The following is an 18,203-nucleotide window of genomic DNA, read 5'->3' on the forward strand; positions in this document are numbered from 1 at the left end:
TTTATCAAATACTGGGAAGGGGAGGCGAAAGCCAGAATATTGCGGATGGATGGCGCTGTCAGTGCGCCCGCGCACCAGTGACGCGCTCGATGCCGGCCAGGTCGGTCCAGCTTTGCACCTCGCTGTAACCTTGTGCGGATAATAAGTCGCGCACGGCGGCGGCCTGGTCGTAGCCGTGCTCCATCAGCAGCCAGCCTTGCGGCTTCAGATGCGCGGCGGCGCCGGCGACGATGGTGCGCAGCGCCGACAGGCCGTCCGCGTGGTCGGTCAGCGCGCCGGTCGGTTCGTAGCGCAGGTCGCCTTCGGACAAATGGCGGTCGCCGCTGGCGATGTAGGGCGGGTTGGAGGCGATGACGTCGAACGGCGGCTGGCCTTGCAGCGCCGCGTACCAGTCGCTTTGCAGGAAGGTGACGTTGGCGTTGTTGGCGGCGGCGTTGCGGCGCGCCACGGCCAGCGCTTCCGGGCTGACGTCGAGCGCGGTGACGGCGGCGTCGCGCCGGGTGTGGGCCAGCGCCACGGCGATGGCGCCGCTGCCGGTGCCCATGTCCAGCACGCGGCCTTGCGGCGGCAGGCGGTCCAGCGTCAGTTCGACCAGCAGTTCGGTGTCGGGGCGGGGGATCAGCACGGCGCCGTTGACTTCAAACGGCAGGCCGAAAAATTCGCGCTGGCCGACGATGTAGGCGACCGGTTCGCCGGCCACGCGGCGCTGCACCAGCGCGGCGAAACGTGCCGCCTGTTCCGCATCGAGTGCGCGCTCGGATTGGGTGATCAGGCTCACGCGCGACAGGCCCAGCGCGTGGCACAGCAGCACGCGGTTGTCCAGCGGGTCCAGCAGGGACTGCACTTGCAGCGCGCCGATGGTGACGCCTGCGGTGATGGCGCTGAGGTCGTTGATCATGCCGAAATCATCAGCGCGCGCGGCGGATCAGCAGCCAGGCCAGGCCCAGCGTGCACAGGCCGAAGCCGAGGAAGGACCACTGCGGGATCGACAGGCCGAACCACGGCGCCAGCGCGTCTTCGCACAGGCCGTCGGCGTGGAACAGGAAGGGCAGGTAGGTCGCGGTTGGGATCTTGTTGAGGAAGGTCTCGACCGGGTCGATGCCGCACGACAGGCCGGGATGGGCCAGGATGTACAGGTGCTTGCCGGCGGTGTACAGGCCGCCCAGCGCGGCCATCAGCGCGAGGCCGGTGCCCAGCTTGGGCTTGGTGTAGGCGCCGATCAGGCAGCAGATGGCGATGGCGATGAACAGGTAGCGCTGGATCACGCACAGGGGGCACGGCAGCATGTCCAGGCCGATCTGCAAATACAGGGCGACGCCGATCAGGCCGAAGCAGGCGATGGCGATGGACAGCAGCAGGGAGCGCGTATGTATCATGTGGTGATCCAATTTGATGGCAGTGGAAGTAGCGGGCAATTCTCGCACAAAGTTGCTATTCAAGCCTTAGCAAGCTCTTAAATTCAACCCCCACCGCGAATGGGGTCTGACCCCGTACGGGGTCAGACCCCCGGCTTGCGGGGTTAATCTCCCAGCGCCGCCAGCAACTCCGCCTGGTGCTCGGCGGCCAGCGCGTTGGTCAGTTCCGTCAGGTCGCCATCCATGATGAAGTCCAGCTTGTACAAGGTCAGGTTGATGCGGTGGTCCGTCATGCGGCCCTGCGGGTAATTGTAGGTGCGGATACGTTCGCTGCGGTCGCCCGAGCCGATCAGGCTCTTGCGGGTGGCCGCTTCCTTCGATTGCTGCTCCCGCAGCTGCACGTCCTTGATGCGCGCGGCCAGCACCTTCATCGCCTGCGCCTTGTTCTTGTGCTGCGAGCGGTCGTCCTGGCACTCGACCACGATGCCGGTCGGCAGGTGGGTGATGCGCACGGCCGAATCGGTCTTGTTGATGTGCTGCCCGCCGGCGCCGGAAGCGCGGTAGGTGTCGATGCGCAGGTCGGCCGGGTTGATGTTGACGTCTTCCACCTCGTCCGCCTCCGGCATCACCGCCACCGTGCAGGCCGAGGTGTGGATGCGGCCCTGGGTTTCGGTGGCCGGCACGCGCTGCACGCGGTGGCCGCCGGATTCGAACTTCAGCTTGGAGTAGACGCTGTTGCCGATCAGGCGCACGATCACCTCGCGGTAGCCGCCCAGGTCCGACGCCGATTCCGACACCACTTCCACCTGCCAGCGATTACGCTCGGCGAAGCGGGTGTACATGCGCAGCAGGTCGCCCGCGAACAGCGCCGATTCGTCGCCGCCGGTGCCGGCGCGGATTTCCAGGAAGATGTTGCGCTCGTCGTTGGCGTCCTTCGGCAGCAGCATCTTCTGCAGCTCCAGCTCCAGTTCCGCCAGGCGGGTCTTGGCCGCTTCGATCTCGTCCTGCGCGAAGTCCTTCATTTCCGGATCGCCCAGCATTTCCTGCGCGGCGTCCAGGTCGCCGATGGCGTCCTGGTAGGACTTGTACAGCGCCACCAGCGGGCCGAGTTCGGCGTGCTCGCGGGTCATTTTGCGGTAGGCGTCCATATTACTGGTTGCGCCTTCGGACATCAGCAATTCATCGAGTTCGACCAGGCGGTTGGCCAGTTGATCGAGCTTGCCCAGCATGGATGGTTTCATAGCGTATTCGGTAAAGGAGTTGGAGCAGATGCCGCGCGGAGGCGGCGGGGAGTGCGCGGCGGCGTGGCGCGCGCGCTGATCAGGCAGTGTCGCTAACGACGGCCGCGGAACAGCTGCGGCAGCAGCTCGGCCAGATGGGCGCGTTCTTCGCCCTGCGCGCGGTGCAGCGCCTGCTGCGGGCCGTGCATGAATTTCGCGGTCAGGCCCTTGGACAGGGCTTCCAGTACGGCGTCGATGTCTTCGCCCTTGGCCAGCATCTTGCGCGCGCGTTCCAGTTCCAGCTGGCGCAGCGCTTCGCCGTTTTCCTGCAGGCTCTGGATGACCGGCACCACGGCGCGGTCGTCGATCCAGTGCATGAACGATTGCACGCGGGTTTCGATGATCGCTTCGGCCTGGGCCACGGCGGCCTGGCGGTTTTCCATGCCGGTCTGGACCACTTTGCCCAGGTCGTCCACGGTGTACAGGAAGACGTCGTTGAGGCGGCCCACTTCGGCTTCGATATCGCGCGGCACGGCCAGGTCGACCATGAACATCGGCTTGTGGCGGCGCGCCTTGATCGCGCGCTCCACCATGCCCAGGCCGATCAGCGGCAGCGACGAGGCGGTGCAGGAGATGACGATGTCGTACTGGTGCAGCTTGTCCTGCAGCTCGGCCAGGCGGATGGCGCGGCCGCCGAAGCGGTGCGCCAGGATCTCGCCGCGGTCCAGCGTGCGGTTGGCGATGGTGATGGACTTGGGATTCTGCGCCGCAAAATGCGTGGCGCACAATTCGATCATCTCGCCGGCGCCGATGAACAGCACGTTCTGCTCGGCGATCTTGTCGAAGATGCGCTGCGACAGCCGCACGGCGGCCGCCGCCATCGACACGCTGTGCGCGCCGATCTCGGTGGTGCTGCGCACTTCCTTGGCGACCGAGAACGAGCGCTGGAACAGCTGGTGCAGATAGGTGCCCAGGCCGCCCGCTTCGTCGGCGGTGCGGATGGCGTCCTTGATCTGGCCGAGGATTTGCGTTTCGCCCAGCACCATCGAATCGAGCCCGGAGGCGACGCGGAAGGTGTGGCGCACGGCGTCGTGCTGCGGCAGCAGATACAGGTGCGGGCGCAGTTCGGCGTAGTTCAGTTGGTGGAAGTCGGCCAGGAAGTGGGCACCGGCGGCTAGCGGATCGGGCACCCGGCTGGCCGCGTACAACTCGGTGCGGTTGCAGGTCGACAGGATCGCCGCCTCGTCGCTGCCGCGGTGGTCGATGCGCTCGAACCAGGAACGTGCCGCCACCACCGCCTGCCCCAGTTGCTCCGGGGCGAACGCCAGCTGCTCGCGCAGCGAGACGGGGGCAGTGTTGTGGTTGAGGCCGACGGCAAGCAGCTGCATTTCGGGTCCGTGCGTTGATTGTGCGGACATTATACCGTGTTGTACCCGTAGGTTGCCTGGGGCTGCCTATATCGCAGGCAGCATACCGGCCATATCGAGGGCCCGATCAGGCGCCCAGTTTTTCCAGGCGGTAGCCGTAGCTGTAGACCGGCACCAGGCGGAAGCCGTTTTCTGGTTTCAATTGCAATTTATTGCGGACGCGCGACACGTGGGTGTCCATGGTGCGCGACGGTACGGCGGTCTCGCGTATCCACACCGCCTCATGGATGTAGGCGCGCGACAGCGGCCGTCCGATGTTGCGGAAAAATAACAGTGCCAGGTAGAACTCTTTGTGCGTGACGTCCAAAACGATGCCATCCATCAACAAACGGCCGGGACGGGTCTCGAACACATATTGACCGAATTGTAATTGTTCGGCGCCATTTTGCGCCGGGTAGGCGCGCCGCAGCAAAGCTTGCACGCGGGCCACCATTTCGCTGCGGCGCAGCGGTTTGATCATGTAATCGTCGGCGCCGGCGGCCAGGCCGGCGACGATGTCGTCCTCGCCCGAGCTGGTGGTCAGGAACAATACCGGGGCGCTGTCGGGCAGTTTTTCGCGGGCGCGGCGCAGCACTTCCGCACCGCTGAGATCGACGACTTGCCAGTCGAGTATCAGCATGTCATAGCTGTCCTTGCGCAATTGCGCCAGCACGTCCTTGGCGGTCTGGAAGCTGTGGCAGACGTGGCCTGCCGAGGTCAGCACCTGGCAGATCAGATCGGCTTGGCTGCGGTCATTGTCAAGTACGGCGATTCTCATACTACTGCCTGTAGGAAATTATGTTAAGGAGAAGTCACTACAAATATAACAGAGATTTACAAAAAAAGTTAGCAAAATGGCTAATTATTTTTCTTAATGCACTAATATTTCCTTGACGACAACTCGATAATCCACCGCGCGCACCTGCACAACCATTACACGGTACACTGGAAAAACGCTGAATTCAATGAAGAAGTTGAAAAAAGGAAAGAAATTCTAGTTGCCACTGGGAGCACGCATGGGACTGAAAAAAGACACAAATTGGACGCTGGTCCCCGGGACCGAGCGCGACATCGAAGCCGTGCGCGAGCGTTGCCGCAAGCTGGTGCGGCGGCGCGCGATGGTCTCGGCCGGCGTGGCGGCGGTGCCGATACCGGGGCTGGACGTGGTGTCCGACCTGCGGCTGTTCGCGCTGCTGATCGACGACATCAACCACGAGTTCGGCCTGACGGCGCAGCAGATCGAGCGCATGCAGCCGAAGTTCCGGCTGATCGCCTACGAGGCCGCGATCGGCATCGGCGGCATGCTGGTCGGGAAGCTGGTGACGCGGGAGGTGGTGCTGCAGCTGCTGCGGCGCAGCGGCCTGAAGACGGTGGCGCGGCAAGCGACCAAGTTTGTGCCGCTGGCCGGACAGCTGGCCTCGGCCGGCATCGGCTTCGTGGCTTTCAGCCGGATCGGCTACCAGCACGTGGATGCCTGCGCCAAGGTGGCGCAGGAATTGGTGACGGCCGGGATCGCCCGGCCGTTGTAGCGCTTACGCGTCCGGCAGCACCACGTTCACGTCCAGCACCTCCAGGTTGCCCTGGCGGTCCAGCGAGATCTTGATGTCGTCGGCGTTGACCTTGGTGTACTTCGAAATCACCTCGATCAACTCCTTGTGCAGCGCCGGCAGGAAGTCGGGACCGCTGCGGCCATTGCGCTCGCGCGCGATGATGATCTGCAACCGCTCCTTGGCCGCGGTGGCGGTTTTGGGTTTTTGCGGGAACAGGAAAGAAAGCAGGGCCATGATTACTTGCTCCCGAAAATACGCTGCAGCAGGCCAGGCTTCTCGTAGTTAGTGAAGCGCAACGGCAATTCCTGGCCGAGGAAGCGCGACACCACATCTTCGTAGGCTTCCGCAACATCGGTGCCCTTGAAGTGAATCGCCGGGTTACCCTGGTTCGACGCGTGCAGCACCGATTCCGATTCCGGAATGATGCCGATCAGTGGAATGCGCAGGATCTCCTGCACATCTTCGTACGACAGCATTTCGTCCGCTTCCACGCGTTTCGGCGAGTAGCGGGTGATCAGCAGGTGCTCCTTGACGGGCTCGCCGCCGGTCTGGGCGCGGCGCGACTTGGCCTGGATGATGCCGAGGATGCGGTCCGAATCGCGCACCGACGATACTTCCGGGTTGGTGACGATGATGGCCTCGTCGGCGAAGGTCAGCGCCATCAGCGCGCCGTGCTCGATGCCGGCCGGCGAATCGCAGATGATGAACTCGAAGCCCATGTTGATCAGTTCGTGCAGCACGACTTCCACGCCGTCTTCCGACAGCGCATCCTTGTCGCGCGTCTGCGACGCCGGCAGGATGAACAGGTTGTCGCAGTGCTTGTCCTTGATCAGCGCCTGGGTCAGCGATGCCTCTTTATTGATCACATTGATCAGGTCGTACACCACGCGGCGTTCGCAGCCCATGATCAGGTCGAGGTTGCGCAGGCCGACGTCGAAGTCGATCACCGCGGTTTTATGGCCGCGCATGGCCAGCCCGGTGGAGAAGCTGGCGCTGGAAGTCGTCTTACCGACACCGCCCTTACCGGACGTTACAACAATAATTCTCGCCACAAAAAAATCCTTTTCAGAGAGTTGCTACTCAAGCGCGGTTTGCAGAATTGACAGATAGTATATCGATTCGGTCGCCGACCAAGCGAATTTGCGTAGGGGAACGTGCATATTCGGCCGGGAAGCCGTCTTCAAAAGTGCGGTAAACGCCGGCAATGGAGACTAACTCCGGCGACATATTCATTGCAAAGATGCGTGCTTCGGCGTTGCCGGAAGCGCCCGCCAGCGCGCGGCCGTTCAGCGTGGCGTACACGTGGATGCTGCCGTCGGCGATGATTTCAGCGCCGTTGTTGACCACGGCGGTGATGATCAGGTCGCAGCCGCGCGCGTAGATGCGCTGGCCGGCGCGCACCGGGGTGTCGATGATCATCACGCCGGCGTTGCCGGGCTGGGCTTCGGCTGGCGCGGCGGCTGGCGCAGGCGCCGGGGCGGCCTTGACTGGCGCCGGTGCTGGAGCAGGCTCCTGCTCGTCGCGCGGCTTGGTGGCGGTTTCCACGCTCAGGCCGTGGGCGGCGATTTCGGCGGCCATGGCCGGCGGCGCGTTGCGCACGGCGACCGGGTTCAAGCGGTATTTCTTCAGCAGGGCGATGATGCCGGCCCAGTCGATCTCGGTGCCGGCCGGCAATGCGGCGACGTCGATCACGGTCAGGTCGTCTTCGAAGAAGTCGGTGGTGCCGCCGGTCATTTCGGCCAGCGCGGCGTCGAGGGCCAGGCGGTCCGCCGTGGACAGGATGGCGGAGACTGCGACTACGGTGGAAATCTTAATTTCTATGGGCTTTTGAAACAGGCTCTTGGACATGGGCGACAGTAATAGAGGGTTAACCTCGCGCGCATGCGCAGGCACGAGCATTTTACTGTGGAAAACGATGGATGGGGAGGGCTGGTACCGTACTGGGCCAGTAAAAATGCGGTGTAGACCCGCAAAGCGGCTGCGCTTGGGGTCTGACCCCAAGGGTCTGGGCAGGGGCTGCGCCCCGCAGCTCCCGGAGGGAGCTGCCCCCGCCTTACCGGGGTTAATAGATCGCGTGTTCAGCGCGCAGCTGGCGGGCGGCGGCCACCATGTTGCGCAGCGCGGTTTCGGTTTCCGCCCAGCCGCGGGTTTTCAGTCCGCAATCCGGATTGACCCACAGATTGGCCGGCGGGATCACCGCGCTGGCTTTCTGCAACAGCCGCACCATCTCGGCCTGGCCCGGCACGCGCGGCGAGTGGATGTCATACACGCCGGGACCGATCTCGTTCGGATAGCGGAACTGGCCGAAGCCGTTCAGCAGCTCCATGTCCGAGCGGCTGGTCTCGATGGTGATGACGTCGGCATCCATGGCGGCGATCTGCGGCAGGATGTCGTTGAACTCGGCGTAGCACATATGGGTGTGGATCTGCGTGCCGTCGGCGGCCGCGCTGGCCGACACGCGGAAGGCGCGCGTGGCCCAGTCCAGGTACTCGTCCCAGCGGCTGCGGCGCAGCGGCAAGCCTTCGCGCACGGCCGGCTCGTCGATCTGGATGATACCGATGCCGGCCTGTTCCAGGTCGGCCACCTCGTCGCGGATCGCCAGCGAGATCTGCAGCGCGGTCAGCGCACGCGGCTGGTCGTCGCGGACGAAGGACCATTGCAGGATGGTGATCGGGCCGGTCAGCATGCCCTTCATCGGCTTGCCGGTCAGGCTTTGCGCGTGCACGGTCCAGTCCACCGTCATCGCTTTTGGACGGCTGACGTCGCCGTAGATGACCGGCGGCTTGACGCAGCGCGAGCCGTACGATTGCACCCAGCCCAGCTGCGTGAAGACGAAGCCTTCCAGCTGCTCGCCGAAATATTCGACCATGTCGTTGCGCTCGGCTTCGCCGTGCACCAGCACGTCCAGTCCCAGGTCTTCCTGGCGGCGCACGGCGTAGGCGATTTCCTCGCGCATCTTGGCGTGGTAGCTGGTGGCGCTCAGCTCGCCGCGCTTGAAGCTGGCGCGGGCGGCGCGGATGTTGGCCGTCTGCGGGAAGGAGCCGATGGTGGTGGTCGGGAAGGCCGGCAGCTTGAAGCGCGCGCGTTGCTCGGCCTGGCGCTGGACGAAGGTCGAACGGCGCTGGTCGGCATCGGCCGGCAGCGCGGCGATGCGTTCGCGCACGGCGTCCTGGTGCACGCGCGGGCTGGCGCGGCGGCTGGCGATGGCGGCGCGCGAGACGTCCAGCGCCTCGGCGGTGGCGGCGTCGTATTCGCCTTGCAGCGCTTGCTTGAGCACGTACAGTTCGTCCAGTTTCTCGGTGGCGAAGGCCAGCCATGAGCGGATTTCAGGATCGAGCGCGGTTTCCGCCGCCAGCGTGAACGGCACGTGCAGCAGCGAGCACGAGGACGACAACCACAGCTTGCCACCGCGTTTTTCCGCGATCGGCGCCAGCGTGGTCAGCGCCGCGTCGAGGTCGGTGCGCCAGATATTGCGGCCGTCGACAATGCCGACCGACAGCACCTTATGCACCGGCAGCCAGTCGGCAATGCTGGTCAGTTCCTGCGGGGCGCGCACGCCGTCCACGTGCAGGCCGGCCACCGGCAGGCGGCAGGCCAGGCTGAGGTTTTCTTCCAGCGGCGAGAAATAGGTGGCCAGCAGCAGCGGCACGCCGACCTGGTTCAGCTGCCAGTAGCTGTTTTCAAACGCGCTGCGCCACGGCGCCGGCAGGTCGAGACCGAGGATCGGCTCGTCGATCTGCACCCATTGCACGCCTTGCGCCTTCAGGCGGTCCAGCACCTGGCCGTAGACCGGCAGCAGCTTGTCCAGCAGACTGAGGCGATAGAAGCCGGCGTCCTTGGCCTTGCCCAGCCACAGGAAACTCAAGGGGCCCAGCAGCACGGCCTTGACTGCATGGCCCAGCGCCAGCGCTTCGTCCACTTCGTCGAACAGGCGCTCGCAGGCCAGCGAGAAGGCCGTTTCCGGCGTGAATTCCGGCACCAGGTAGTGGTAGTTGGTATCGAACCACTTGGTCATTTCCAGCGCGGCCGAGGCGTGCACCTGGCCGCCGTCGTGCGCGTGGTCATGCGAATGGTCGTGGCCGCAGGCCGCAGCTTCGACCTTGCCGCCGTTGCCGCGCGCCATGGCGAAATAGCGGCTCAATTGCGACTGATCGGCGCTGAAGCCGTAGCGGGCCGGTTCGCAGCCCAGCAGCTGGATGTGGTTGGCAACCTGGTCGTAGTAGGCGAAATCGCCGACGGTGACGAAGTCCAGCCCGGCCTGCTGCTGCAAGGCCCAGTGGCGGGCGCGCAGTTCGCGGCCGACGGCTTCCAGTTCTGCATCCGGCAAGTCGCCGCGCCAGTTGGCTTCCAGCGCGAACTTCAATTCGCGCGCCGCGCCTATCCGTGGGAAGCCCGGGATGTGGCTTTGTATGGCTTTATTCGATGTTGTCATTTTGATGTCATCCGCATTTAATATTGGTGATATAAAGTGTGCGGCAATCCGGTCTATAATCAAAACGAAAGATTTTGCGGCTTCACATGAAAAAATTTAATAGACCATGCTAGAGATACGCCACCTGCGCACCTTGAGTGCCCTCCGTTCCGCCGGCAGCCTGGTTCGTGCTGCGCAACTGCTGAATTTGACGCAGTCGGCCCTGTCACATCAAATCAAGTTGCTGGAAGATCGCTACGGTGGGCCGCTTTTTGAGCGAAAATCCGTGCCGATCGGGTTTACCGCCACCGGCGCGCGGCTGCTTAAGCTGGCCGATCTGCTGTTGCCGGAAATCGAGGCGGCCGAGCGCGAAGTGGCGCGCCTGACCCAGGGCGACACCGGCCAGCTGCGCGTGGTGCTGGAATGCCATACCTGCTTCGACTGGCTGATGCCGGTGATGGATGAATTCCGCAAACGCTGGCCGGAAGTGGAGATCGACCTGGTGTCGGGCTTCCACAGCGAGCCGGCCGAGCTGCTGCGCAGCGGCGCCGCCGACCTGGTGATCGGCTCGCCCTACGGCCCGGACTTCGCCACCTTCCCGCTGTTCCGCTTTGAAATCCTGGTGGTGATGGCGCAGAAACACCGGCTGGCCGCGCAGCGTCGCCTGCAAGCGTCCGATTTCGAAGGCGAAACGCTGATCACCTACCCGGTGCCGGAAACCCGCATCGACCTGATCCGCGAAGTGCTGCAACCGGCCAATATCCACTTCGAACGCCGCACCGCCGAGCTGACGGTGGCCGTGCTGCAACTGGTGGCCAGCCGCCGCGGCATCGCCGCGCTGCCCAACTGGGCGATCAAGAACTACGTCGACTACGACTACGTGATCGCCAAGCCGATCGGCGAGCAGGGCTTGTGGAGCGATTTGTTCGTGTCGGTGCCGGAGGCGCAGAAGCACAAGGCCTACGTGCTCGACTTCGTCAACGTGATACGCGAACAGTGCGCCAGTACCCTGGACGGTATCAAATTATTATCGTGACAGACTGACATTGTTTCTTCAAAATGAATGCGGCGGCTTTGACGAAAGTCAAAGTTGCCACCATGTGCGACGCTTACGATGGGTGCCCAACGACAGCTGGTCGTTGGCACGGATGCTGCTAGAGAAATCCTGTCATTACCCTGGGAAAGTTCTCGCGGCGACGCACCATCGAAACACCGCACGGCCCAGTCGTCGAAGCGTATTATCGAAGTTCGCGTTGTTGCTAAACTAAGCCGGCCTTGGCCGGCGCATTGGAGAGTCAAATGGATGATGTAGTTATCGTGGCCGCTGGCCGTACTGGTGTCGGCAAATTCGGCGGTAGCCTGGCCAAGACGCCGGCTGCCGAATTGGGCGCACACGTGATCAAGGGCCTGCTGGCCCAGACCGGTATCGATCCGAACCTGATCAGCGAAGCCATCCTCGGTCAGGTGCTGACCGCCGGCGTCGGCCAGAATCCGGCCCGCCAGGCCGTCATCAAGGCAGGCCTGCCGAATACCATTCCTGGTTTCACCATCAACCACGTGTGCGGCAGCGGCCTGAAAGCCACCCACCTGGCGGCGCAAGCCATCAAGGCCGGTGATGCCGAGATCATCATCGCCGGCGGCCAGGAAAACATGAGCGCCTCGCCGCACGTGATGAACGGTTCGCGCGACGGCTTCCGCATGGGCGACTTCAAGATGGTCGATTCCATGATCGTCGACGGCCTGTGGGACGCCTACAACCAGTACCACATGGGCACCACCGCCGAGAACGTCGCGAAGAAATACGAGATTTCCCGCACCGAGCAGGACGAGTTCGCGCTGAACTCGCAGCTGAAGGCCGAAGCCGCGCAAAAAGCCGGCAAGTTCAAGGATGAGATCCTGCCGCTGGAAATCGTCCAGAAAAAAGGCAGCATCGTGTTCGACAGCGATGAATACGTCAAACCGGGTTCGACCATCGAAGCGCTGGCCGGCCTGCGTCCCGCTTTCGCCAAGGACGGTTCCGTCACCGCCGGCAACGCCTCCGGCCTGAACGACGGCGCCGCCGCCGTCATCATGATGTCCGCCACCAAGGCCAAGGAACTGGGCCTGCCGGTGTTGGCCAAGGTCAAGGCCTACGCCTCGTCCGGCCTGGATCCAGCCTTCATGGGCATGGGCCCGGTCTCGGCCACCAAGCTGTGCCTGAAAAAGGCCGGCTGGACCCCGGACGACCTGGACCTGATGGAAATTAACGAAGCCTTCGCCGCCCAGGCCGTGGCCGTCAACAAGGAAATGGGCTGGGACACCAGCAAGATCAACGTGAACGGCGGCGCCATCGCCATCGGTCACCCGATCGGTGCATCCGGCGCCCGCATCCTGGTCACGCTGATCCACGAAATGGTGCGTCGCGACGCCAAGAAAGGCCTGGCCTCGCTGTGCATCGGCGGCGGCATGGGCGTGGCGCTGGCGATCGAACGCGCGTAAGCAGCACATCAGCAAGCAGAAAATAAGTAAGCAGCATCCGCAGCAGCAGTGCCGCACCGGGCAGGCCCCGGTGCGGTGTCAGATGATTTTTGGTGTCAATTTAAGAGGGGACGAAAAATGGCAAGAGTTGCATTAGTAACCGGTGGTATGGGTGGTCTGGGCGAGGCAGTGTGTTTCAAACTGTCGGCACTAGGCTATTGCGTCGTCACCACGTATTCCCCTGGCAATCCGAAGGTCGAGCAATGGCTCGCAACTACCCGCGATCAGGGCTTTAATTTCCGCGCTTACCCGTGCGATGTGGCCGATTACGATTCGGCCCAGGCGTGCGTCGCCGCGATCGAAAAAGATATCGGTCCGATCGACGTGCTGGTGAACAACGCCGGCATCACCCGCGACATGACGTTCAAGAAGATGGACAAGCCGAATTGGGACGCCGTCATGGCCACCAATCTGGACTCCGTGTTCAACATGACCAAGCCGGTGTGCGACGGCATGGTGGAACGCGGCTGGGGTCGCATCATCAACATCTCGTCGGTCAACGGCCAGAAGGGCGCGTTCGGCCAGACCAACTATTCGGCCGCCAAGGCCGGCATGCACGGCTTCACCAAGGCGCTGGCGCTGGAAGTGGCGCGCAAGGGCGTGACCGTCAACACCATTTCGCCGGGCTACATCGGCACCAAAATGGTGATGGAGATCCCGCAAGAAGTGCTCGACACCAAAATCATTCCGCAAATTCCGATGGCCCGCCTGGGCAAGCCGGAAGAAGTGGCGGGCCTGGTGGCCTACCTGTCGTCGGACGAAGCGGCTTTCGTCACCGGCGCCAATATCGCCATCAACGGCGGCCAGCACATGTCCTAAGCGGCATGATGTTGTAGCCTCGGGCCAGGATCGTTCGCGATCCTGGCTTTTTTTTCGTACAATCTGCTATCGATGCCTAAAGGATAGCCATGTTCGACCCGACTTCGCCCCTGTTCCCGCCCGTTTTGCCGTCGCGCCACGGCATGCTGGCGGTCGACGACCTGCACACCATTTACTGGGAGGAGGTCGGCAATCCACAGGGCATACCGGTGGTCTTCCTGCATGGCGGGCCGGGCGCGGGCTTGTCGCCGCAGCACCGCCGCTTCTTCGATCCGGACCAGTACCGCGTGATCCTGTTCGACCAGCGCGGCGCCGGCAAGTCGCTGCCGCTGGGCGAATGCCGCAACAACACCACCGACCTGCTGATCGAGGACATCGAGCGCCTGCGCCTCATGTGCGGCATCGAGCAATGGCTGGTGTTCGGCGGCTCCTGGGGTTCGACGCTGGCGCTGGCTTACGGCCAGGCGCATCCGGAACGCTGCCTGGGCTTCATCCTGCGCGGCATCTTCCTGTGCACGCAGGCGGAAGTGGACTGGTTCCTGCACGGCGCCCAGTGGTTCCATCCCGAGGTGCACGCCGAATTCGTCGCGCCGATCCCGCCGGCGGAGCGCGGCAACCTGCTGCAAGCCTATGTCGACCGCATCATGAGCGACGACCCCGCCATCCACTGGCCGGCGGTGCGCGCGTGGAGCCGCTTCGAAGGGCGCCGCGTGTTCCTGATGCCGCAGGCCGAAGATCCGCCGTCCGACACGCTGGACCTGGGCGTGGGCCGGCTGGAATCGCACTACATGGCCAACCTGGGTTTCTTCCGCGAGGACCAGCTGCTGCGCAATGTCGACCGCATCGCCCACCTGCCGGCGGTGATCGTGCAGGGCCGCTACGACGTGATCTGCCCGCCGGTATCGGCCTGGCGCTTGCACCAGGCCTGGCCCGGATCGGTGCTCGACATGGTGCCGGACGCCGGTCACGGCGCGATGGAAAAGGGCATTTCGCGGGCCTTGGTGGGCGCCACCGAGCAGTTCAAGAAGAGTCGCGGATTTGCCTGATCCGGCGCGCAATCGGCCCGGAATCGGGTCGTACCCTGCGCGGGCTGATACACTATCGATAATTCCAGCTACAACGCATCCATGAATATACAAGTCGGCGATATCGGCCACATCATCCAGCTGGCGATCGCGCCGGTGTTCCTGCTGACCGGCGTATGCACCAACCTGATGGTGCTGACCAACCGCCTGGCGCGCATCATCGACCGTTCGCGGGTGCTGGAGGACCGGCTCGATATCGGCTACAGCGACGTTTATCTGAACGAACTCGATGTGCTGTACCGACGATCGCACCTGATCAACGCCTCGATCACCCTGTCGACCGCCTGCGGGCTGTTGATTTGCCTGGTGATTGCGATGCTGTTTTTGGGCGATATCACCAACATCTCGCTCGATAAATACATCGCGGGCATGTTCGTGGTGGCGATGCTGGCCCTGATCGGCAGCTTCTGCTACCTGCTGCGCGAGATTTTCATCGCCTCGGCGGCGATGCGCTCGCATCGCCACGTGCGCCGCACGATCAAATAACTTTGCAAAGAATAGAGTACCAACATGCACGATTACCAACGCCCTCCGACCCTGTACCGCTACGGCGTGCGCGAAGACCTGGAACTGGCGCTGACCCAGGGCCAGTTTATCCTGACCCCGGCCAACAGCTGCCTGACCCTGAGCTTTTCGCAGGCGTGGGACCGCAAGCTGTTCGAGCTGTTCTCGTCGGACACCTGCCTGGTCATCCACAACACCGAGGAATTCGGCGAGCGCCTGCACCGCGCGGTGCAGCGCGCCTTGCCTAGCTGGGCGGGCATCGACGGCGCCATCGAATACGGCACCCGCGCCGCATTGGGCGCGGCCTTCACCAAGACCGCGGCCGAAGCGCCGGAGCAGGAATGGCAGTTCGCCTGGCGCGCCATGCAGGCGAAGCTGAGTCTCAATCCGGTGCTGGTGAAGATCGGCAGCTTGGAAAACTTCGCCGAACTGCGCGACCGCGATACTTACCTCGCTTAGTTTTACCCCGCACCGCCAAGCGGGGTCGGACCCCGTACGGGGTCCGACCCCTAAGTGGCGCCGCAAGCGTGCTACTTAGGCATGCGGGTTATTTAGCGTCTTCGCGGCGATCGAGGCGCGCCAGCACGGCGCTCATCATGCGTTCGATATCGCCGCGTATCATCTTCGCGCCGAGGATGCCGGGCACGTAGAAGTTCGGTATCAGCTTGCCGCTGTAGACCACCTTGGTGCCGCCGGTTTCGGGCACCGGTATCAATTCCCAGTGCGATTCGTAGTGCTTCATGTCGCCGGAAATGAGCGAGATGTCGATCGACGACATCGGCTGCTCGGTCGCGCGCACGATCAGGTGGATGGATTTGGACATGAACAGGAAGCGGGCCACGCCGAATTGTTCGATGATGACCTCATTGCCGTTGCGCGACAGGACCCGGCACGATTCCATATCCGGCACGAATTCGGCCATGCGCTCATAGCCGGTCAGGATGCGCCATACCTTCGGCAGTGGCGCCGCCACCGTGCCGGTGGCGTCCACTTCGTACATATGCAGCGCGTCCAATTCCACCCGATTGACCGACACCTCCAGCTTGGGTAATTCAAGCCTAGGTGCTTGCGCCATCACCGGGGCGGCTACACCTAACAGCAAAAACAAAAGGAATCGCATCATCTTTCCAGCGTAAGGGAAAGGGTGGCAGAATACAAGAGCGGCACCGCACCCTCGGCCAAATTCAGGGGCTGCCGCCGGGACTTTAGAAGCCCAGGTCTAGAGAATTGCGTTTTAATGCGGGCATTGCCTCGGCTCTGACCCACGTCTGACTCTAACAACCATAATGACAACTTCACCATACCCACACCTGCTGGCCCCTCTCGACCTGGGCTTCACGACGCTGCGCAACCGCGTCCTCATGGGCTCCATGCACACCGGCCTTGAGGACCGCTTCTACAACTACGGCAAGCTGGCAGCCTTCTACCGCGAACGCGCACGCGGCGGCGTCGGATTGATCGTCACCGGCGGCATCTCGCCCAATCGTTCCGGGTGGCTGCTGCCCTTCGGCGGTACGCTCAACTTCAAGGGCGATGTGATCAACCATCGCCGCGTCACCAGCGCGGTGCACGAGGAGGGCGGCAAGATCCTGATGCAGATCCTGCATGCGGGCCGCTACGGCTACCAGCCGTTCGTGGTGTCGGCGTCGGAGAAAAAATCGCCGATCTCGCCGTTCAAGCCGCGCGCGCTGACCGAAGCCGGCATCGAATCGACCATCCGCGACTACGCCCGCTGCGCCAGGCTGGCGCGCGACGCCGGCTACGACGGTATCGAGGTGATGGGCAGCGAAGGCTACCTGCTCAACCAGTTCCTGTGCGCCCGCACCAACCTGCGCACCGACCGCTGGGGCGGCAGCATCGAGAACCGCATGCGGTTGCCGGTGGAAATCGTCAAGCGCATCCGCGCGGAAGTGGGCAATGACTTCATCATCATGTACCGCCACTCGCTGCTCGACCTGGTCGACGGCGGCAACACCTGGGACGACGTGGTGGCCGTGGCCAAGGCCTTGCAGCACGCCGGCGTGACGATTTTGAATTCCGGCTACGGCTGGCACGAGGCGCGGGTGCCGACCATCGTCACCTCGGTGCCGCGCGGCGCCTTCGCCAGCCTGGCGGGCCGCCTGCGCCGCGAGGTGACGATACCGGTGGTGGCGTCCAACCGCATCAACATGCCTGCCGAGGCGGAGGGCATCCTGCAGCGCGGCGACGCCGACATGATTTCGATGGCGCGCCCCTTCCTGGCCGATGCGGACTTCGTCAACAAGGCCGCGCAAGGCCGCGCGGACGAGATCAACACCTGCATCGGTTGCAACCAGGCCTGCTTGGATCACACCTTCTCCAACAAGCGCGCCAGCTGCCTGGTGAATCCGCGCGCCTGCCACGAGACGGAACTGGTCTACGCGCCGACAGCCAGGAAGCGCCGCGTGGCGGTGGTCGGCGCCGGCCCTGCCGGTTTGTCGGCCGCCACGGTGGCGGCGGAATGCGGCCATGACGTGACGCTGTTCGATTTCAGCGACAGCGTCGGCGGCCAGTTCAAGATCGCCATGCAGATTCCGGGCAAGGAGGAATTCGCCGAGACCATCCGCTACTTCCGCCGCAAGCTGGAACTGACCGGCGTGACCGTCAAGCTGGGCGTGCGCGTCACGCGCGAGCAGTTGATCGCCGACGGCTACGACGACGTGGTGGTCGCCACCGGCATCAAGGTGCGCCGTCCGCCGATCGAGGGCATCAACCATCCGAAGGTGCTGTCGTATATCGACGTCCTGCAGAACAAGGCGCCGGTGGGCAAGCGCGTGGCCATCATCGGCGCGGGCGGCATCGGCTTCGACGTCGGCGAATACCTGCTGCACGACCCGAAGCATCCGCTGCCGCTGGCGCTGGATGTCTGGGCCAGGGAATGGGGCGTGGACATGAAGGGCGACGCGCCGGGCGGCCTGACGACCGTCTCCGCTCCGGAGCCGGTGCGCCAGCTGTATCTGTTGCAGCGCAAGGCGTCGAAGCTGGGCGCTGGCCTGGGCAAGACGTCGGGCTGGGTGCACCGCGCGGTCCTGGCGCGCAACGGCGTGGTGATGCTGGCAGGCGTGCAGTACGACCGCATCGACGACCAGGGCCTGCACGTGACCATCGCCGGCGAGCAGCGCCTGCTGTCGGTGGATAACGTCGTGGTCTGCGCCGGCCAGGACAGCCTGACCGAGTTGATGCCGTCGGAAGAGGAAGTCAAAGCCAACGCCAAGTGGCCGCGCTTCCACAAGATCGGCGGCGCCGCGCTGGCGGCGGAACTGGACGCCAAGCGCGCCATCAAGGAAGGCGCGGAGCTGGCGGTCAGCCTGTAAGGTC

Annotated in this window: 18 protein-coding genes; 8 read left to right on the top strand and 10 right to left on the bottom strand. The window is 63.8% G+C overall.

The window, feature by feature from the left end; all coding sequences use genetic code 11:
* Nucleotides 1–58 precede the first annotated feature (58 nt).
* From prmC to RUGAMON1_RS28170, 5 genes are all read right to left on the bottom strand, one after another.
* The gene (gene prmC, locus RUGAMON1_RS28150) at nucleotides 59–898 is read right to left on the bottom strand and encodes a peptide chain release factor N(5)-glutamine methyltransferase (protein WP_445233617.1); all 840 of its coding nucleotides are present in this window, start codon (nucleotides 896–898) and stop codon (nucleotides 59–61) included.
* Nucleotides 899–908: 10 nt separating this feature from the next.
* Nucleotides 909–1,376, bottom strand: a complete 468-nt coding sequence (locus RUGAMON1_RS28155; RefSeq protein WP_445233618.1) for a disulfide bond formation protein B — start codon at nucleotides 1,374–1,376, stop codon at nucleotides 909–911.
* Nucleotides 1,377–1,519: 143 nt separating this feature from the next.
* Nucleotides 1,520–2,596, bottom strand: coding sequence for a peptide chain release factor 1 (prfA, locus tag RUGAMON1_RS28160; protein WP_445233619.1), 1,077 nt, complete (start codon nucleotides 2,594–2,596; stop codon nucleotides 1,520–1,522).
* A gap of 92 nt (nucleotides 2,597–2,688) precedes the next feature.
* The gene (gene hemA, locus RUGAMON1_RS28165) at nucleotides 2,689–3,963 is read right to left on the bottom strand and encodes a glutamyl-tRNA reductase (protein WP_445233620.1); all 1,275 of its coding nucleotides are present in this window, start codon (nucleotides 3,961–3,963) and stop codon (nucleotides 2,689–2,691) included.
* 106 nt (nucleotides 3,964–4,069) lie between these two features.
* Nucleotides 4,070–4,759: a response regulator transcription factor gene (locus RUGAMON1_RS28170; RefSeq protein ID WP_008443614.1), complete on the bottom strand. Its 690-nt coding sequence runs from the start codon at nucleotides 4,757–4,759 to the stop codon at nucleotides 4,070–4,072.
* A gap of 238 nt (nucleotides 4,760–4,997) precedes the next feature.
* Between RUGAMON1_RS28170 and RUGAMON1_RS28175 the strand changes: the two genes are divergently transcribed.
* Complete coding sequence (locus RUGAMON1_RS28175) at nucleotides 4,998–5,510, top strand: hypothetical protein (protein ID WP_445233621.1); 513 nt, start codon at nucleotides 4,998–5,000, stop codon at nucleotides 5,508–5,510.
* Nucleotides 5,511–5,513: 3 nt separating this feature from the next.
* Here the strand turns inward: RUGAMON1_RS28175 and minE are convergent, their stop codons facing one another.
* The 4 genes from minE to metE form a co-directional block, all read right to left on the bottom strand.
* Complete coding sequence (minE, locus tag RUGAMON1_RS28180) at nucleotides 5,514–5,765, bottom strand: cell division topological specificity factor MinE (RefSeq protein ID WP_008443622.1); 252 nt, start codon at nucleotides 5,763–5,765, stop codon at nucleotides 5,514–5,516.
* 2 nt (nucleotides 5,766–5,767) lie between these two features.
* Nucleotides 5,768–6,583 carry a septum site-determining protein MinD gene (minD, locus tag RUGAMON1_RS28185; RefSeq protein ID WP_026334797.1) on the bottom strand — a complete coding sequence of 272 codons (816 nt, stop codon included), beginning with the start codon at nucleotides 6,581–6,583 and terminating at the stop codon, nucleotides 5,768–5,770.
* Between the two features lie 28 nt (nucleotides 6,584–6,611).
* Nucleotides 6,612–7,379, bottom strand: a complete 768-nt coding sequence (gene minC / locus RUGAMON1_RS28190; protein ID WP_445233622.1) for a septum site-determining protein MinC — start codon at nucleotides 7,377–7,379, stop codon at nucleotides 6,612–6,614.
* Nucleotides 7,380–7,593: 214 nt separating this feature from the next.
* On the bottom strand, nucleotides 7,594–9,963 hold the full coding sequence (gene metE / locus RUGAMON1_RS28195) for a 5-methyltetrahydropteroyltriglutamate--homocysteine S-methyltransferase (RefSeq protein ID WP_445233623.1): 2,370 nt from the start codon (nucleotides 9,961–9,963) through the stop codon (nucleotides 7,594–7,596).
* A 106-nt stretch (nucleotides 9,964–10,069) separates the two neighbouring features.
* On the opposite strand from metE, the gene RUGAMON1_RS28200 reads away from it, so the two are divergent.
* The 6 genes from RUGAMON1_RS28200 (at nucleotide 10,070) to RUGAMON1_RS28225 (ending at nucleotide 15,326) form a co-directional block, all read left to right on the top strand.
* Nucleotides 10,070–10,978 carry a LysR family transcriptional regulator gene (locus RUGAMON1_RS28200; RefSeq protein WP_445233624.1) on the top strand — a complete coding sequence of 303 codons (909 nt, stop codon included), beginning with the start codon at nucleotides 10,070–10,072 and terminating at the stop codon, nucleotides 10,976–10,978.
* Nucleotides 10,979–11,241: 263 nt separating this feature from the next.
* Entirely contained in the window at nucleotides 11,242–12,420 is a 1,179-nt protein-coding gene (locus RUGAMON1_RS28205) for an acetyl-CoA C-acetyltransferase (RefSeq protein ID WP_116991186.1), read from the top strand.
* A 117-nt stretch (nucleotides 12,421–12,537) separates the two neighbouring features.
* A complete protein-coding gene (gene phbB / locus RUGAMON1_RS28210) occupies nucleotides 12,538–13,278 on the top strand; it encodes an acetoacetyl-CoA reductase (RefSeq protein ID WP_008443632.1) in 741 nt (246 codons plus the stop codon).
* A gap of 89 nt (nucleotides 13,279–13,367) precedes the next feature.
* Entirely contained in the window at nucleotides 13,368–14,324 is a 957-nt protein-coding gene (gene pip / locus RUGAMON1_RS28215; RefSeq protein ID WP_445233625.1) for a prolyl aminopeptidase, read from the top strand.
* Nucleotides 14,325–14,405: 81 nt separating this feature from the next.
* Nucleotides 14,406–14,849 carry a DUF2721 domain-containing protein gene (locus RUGAMON1_RS28220; RefSeq protein WP_116991183.1) on the top strand — a complete coding sequence of 148 codons (444 nt, stop codon included), beginning with the start codon at nucleotides 14,406–14,408 and terminating at the stop codon, nucleotides 14,847–14,849.
* Nucleotides 14,850–14,873: 24 nt separating this feature from the next.
* On the top strand, nucleotides 14,874–15,326 hold the full coding sequence (locus RUGAMON1_RS28225) for a hypothetical protein (RefSeq protein ID WP_445233626.1): 453 nt from the start codon (nucleotides 14,874–14,876) through the stop codon (nucleotides 15,324–15,326).
* Between the two features lie 88 nt (nucleotides 15,327–15,414).
* Here the strand turns inward: RUGAMON1_RS28225 and RUGAMON1_RS28230 are convergent, their stop codons facing one another.
* Nucleotides 15,415–15,942, bottom strand: a complete 528-nt coding sequence (locus RUGAMON1_RS28230) for an SRPBCC family protein (protein ID WP_445233627.1) — start codon at nucleotides 15,940–15,942, stop codon at nucleotides 15,415–15,417.
* 211 nt (nucleotides 15,943–16,153) lie between these two features.
* Here RUGAMON1_RS28230 and RUGAMON1_RS28235 point away from each other — a divergent pair, with 211 nt between their 5' ends.
* Entirely contained in the window at nucleotides 16,154–18,199 is a 2,046-nt protein-coding gene (locus RUGAMON1_RS28235; protein WP_445233628.1) for an oxidoreductase, read from the top strand.
* The last annotated feature ends 4 nt before the right edge of the window (nucleotides 18,200–18,203 follow it).

The organism is Duganella rhizosphaerae (assembly GCF_040364205.1).
Taxonomy (GTDB): Bacteria; Pseudomonadota; Gammaproteobacteria; order Burkholderiales; family Burkholderiaceae_D; genus Rugamonas; species Rugamonas rhizosphaerae.

Bases quoted from the DNA above. Each gene is read 5' to 3' on its own strand.
- prmC (WP_445233617.1), bottom strand. From the start codon at position 898: ATGATCAACGACCTCAGCGCCATCACCGCAGGCGTCACCATCGGCGCG.
- RUGAMON1_RS28155 (WP_445233618.1), bottom strand. From the start codon at position 1,376: ATGATACATACGCGCTCCCTGCTGCTGTCCATCGCCATCGCCTGCTTC.
- prfA (WP_445233619.1), bottom strand. From the start codon at position 2,596: ATGAAACCATCCATGCTGGGCAAGCTCGATCAACTGGCCAACCGCCTG.
- hemA (WP_445233620.1), bottom strand. From the start codon at position 3,963: ATGCAGCTGCTTGCCGTCGGCCTCAACCACAACACTGCCCCCGTCTCG.
- RUGAMON1_RS28170 (WP_008443614.1), bottom strand. From the start codon at position 4,759: ATGAGAATCGCCGTACTTGACAATGACCGCAGCCAAGCCGATCTGATC.
- RUGAMON1_RS28175 (WP_445233621.1), top strand. From the start codon at position 4,998: ATGGGACTGAAAAAAGACACAAATTGGACGCTGGTCCCCGGGACCGAG.
- minE (WP_008443622.1), bottom strand. From the start codon at position 5,765: ATGGCCCTGCTTTCTTTCCTGTTCCCGCAAAAACCCAAAACCGCCACC.
- minC (WP_445233622.1), bottom strand. From the start codon at position 7,379: ATGTCCAAGAGCCTGTTTCAAAAGCCCATAGAAATTAAGATTTCCACC.
- metE (WP_445233623.1), bottom strand. From the start codon at position 9,963: ATGACAACATCGAATAAAGCCATACAAAGCCACATCCCGGGCTTCCCA.
- RUGAMON1_RS28200 (WP_445233624.1), top strand. From the start codon at position 10,070: ATGCTAGAGATACGCCACCTGCGCACCTTGAGTGCCCTCCGTTCCGCC.
- RUGAMON1_RS28205 (WP_116991186.1), top strand. From the start codon at position 11,242: ATGGATGATGTAGTTATCGTGGCCGCTGGCCGTACTGGTGTCGGCAAA.
- phbB (WP_008443632.1), top strand. From the start codon at position 12,538: ATGGCAAGAGTTGCATTAGTAACCGGTGGTATGGGTGGTCTGGGCGAG.
- pip (WP_445233625.1), top strand. From the start codon at position 13,368: ATGTTCGACCCGACTTCGCCCCTGTTCCCGCCCGTTTTGCCGTCGCGC.
- RUGAMON1_RS28220 (WP_116991183.1), top strand. From the start codon at position 14,406: ATGAATATACAAGTCGGCGATATCGGCCACATCATCCAGCTGGCGATC.
- RUGAMON1_RS28225 (WP_445233626.1), top strand. From the start codon at position 14,874: ATGCACGATTACCAACGCCCTCCGACCCTGTACCGCTACGGCGTGCGC.
- RUGAMON1_RS28230 (WP_445233627.1), bottom strand. From the start codon at position 15,942: ATGGCGCAAGCACCTAGGCTTGAATTACCCAAGCTGGAGGTGTCGGTC.
- RUGAMON1_RS28235 (WP_445233628.1), top strand. From the start codon at position 16,154: ATGACAACTTCACCATACCCACACCTGCTGGCCCCTCTCGACCTGGGC.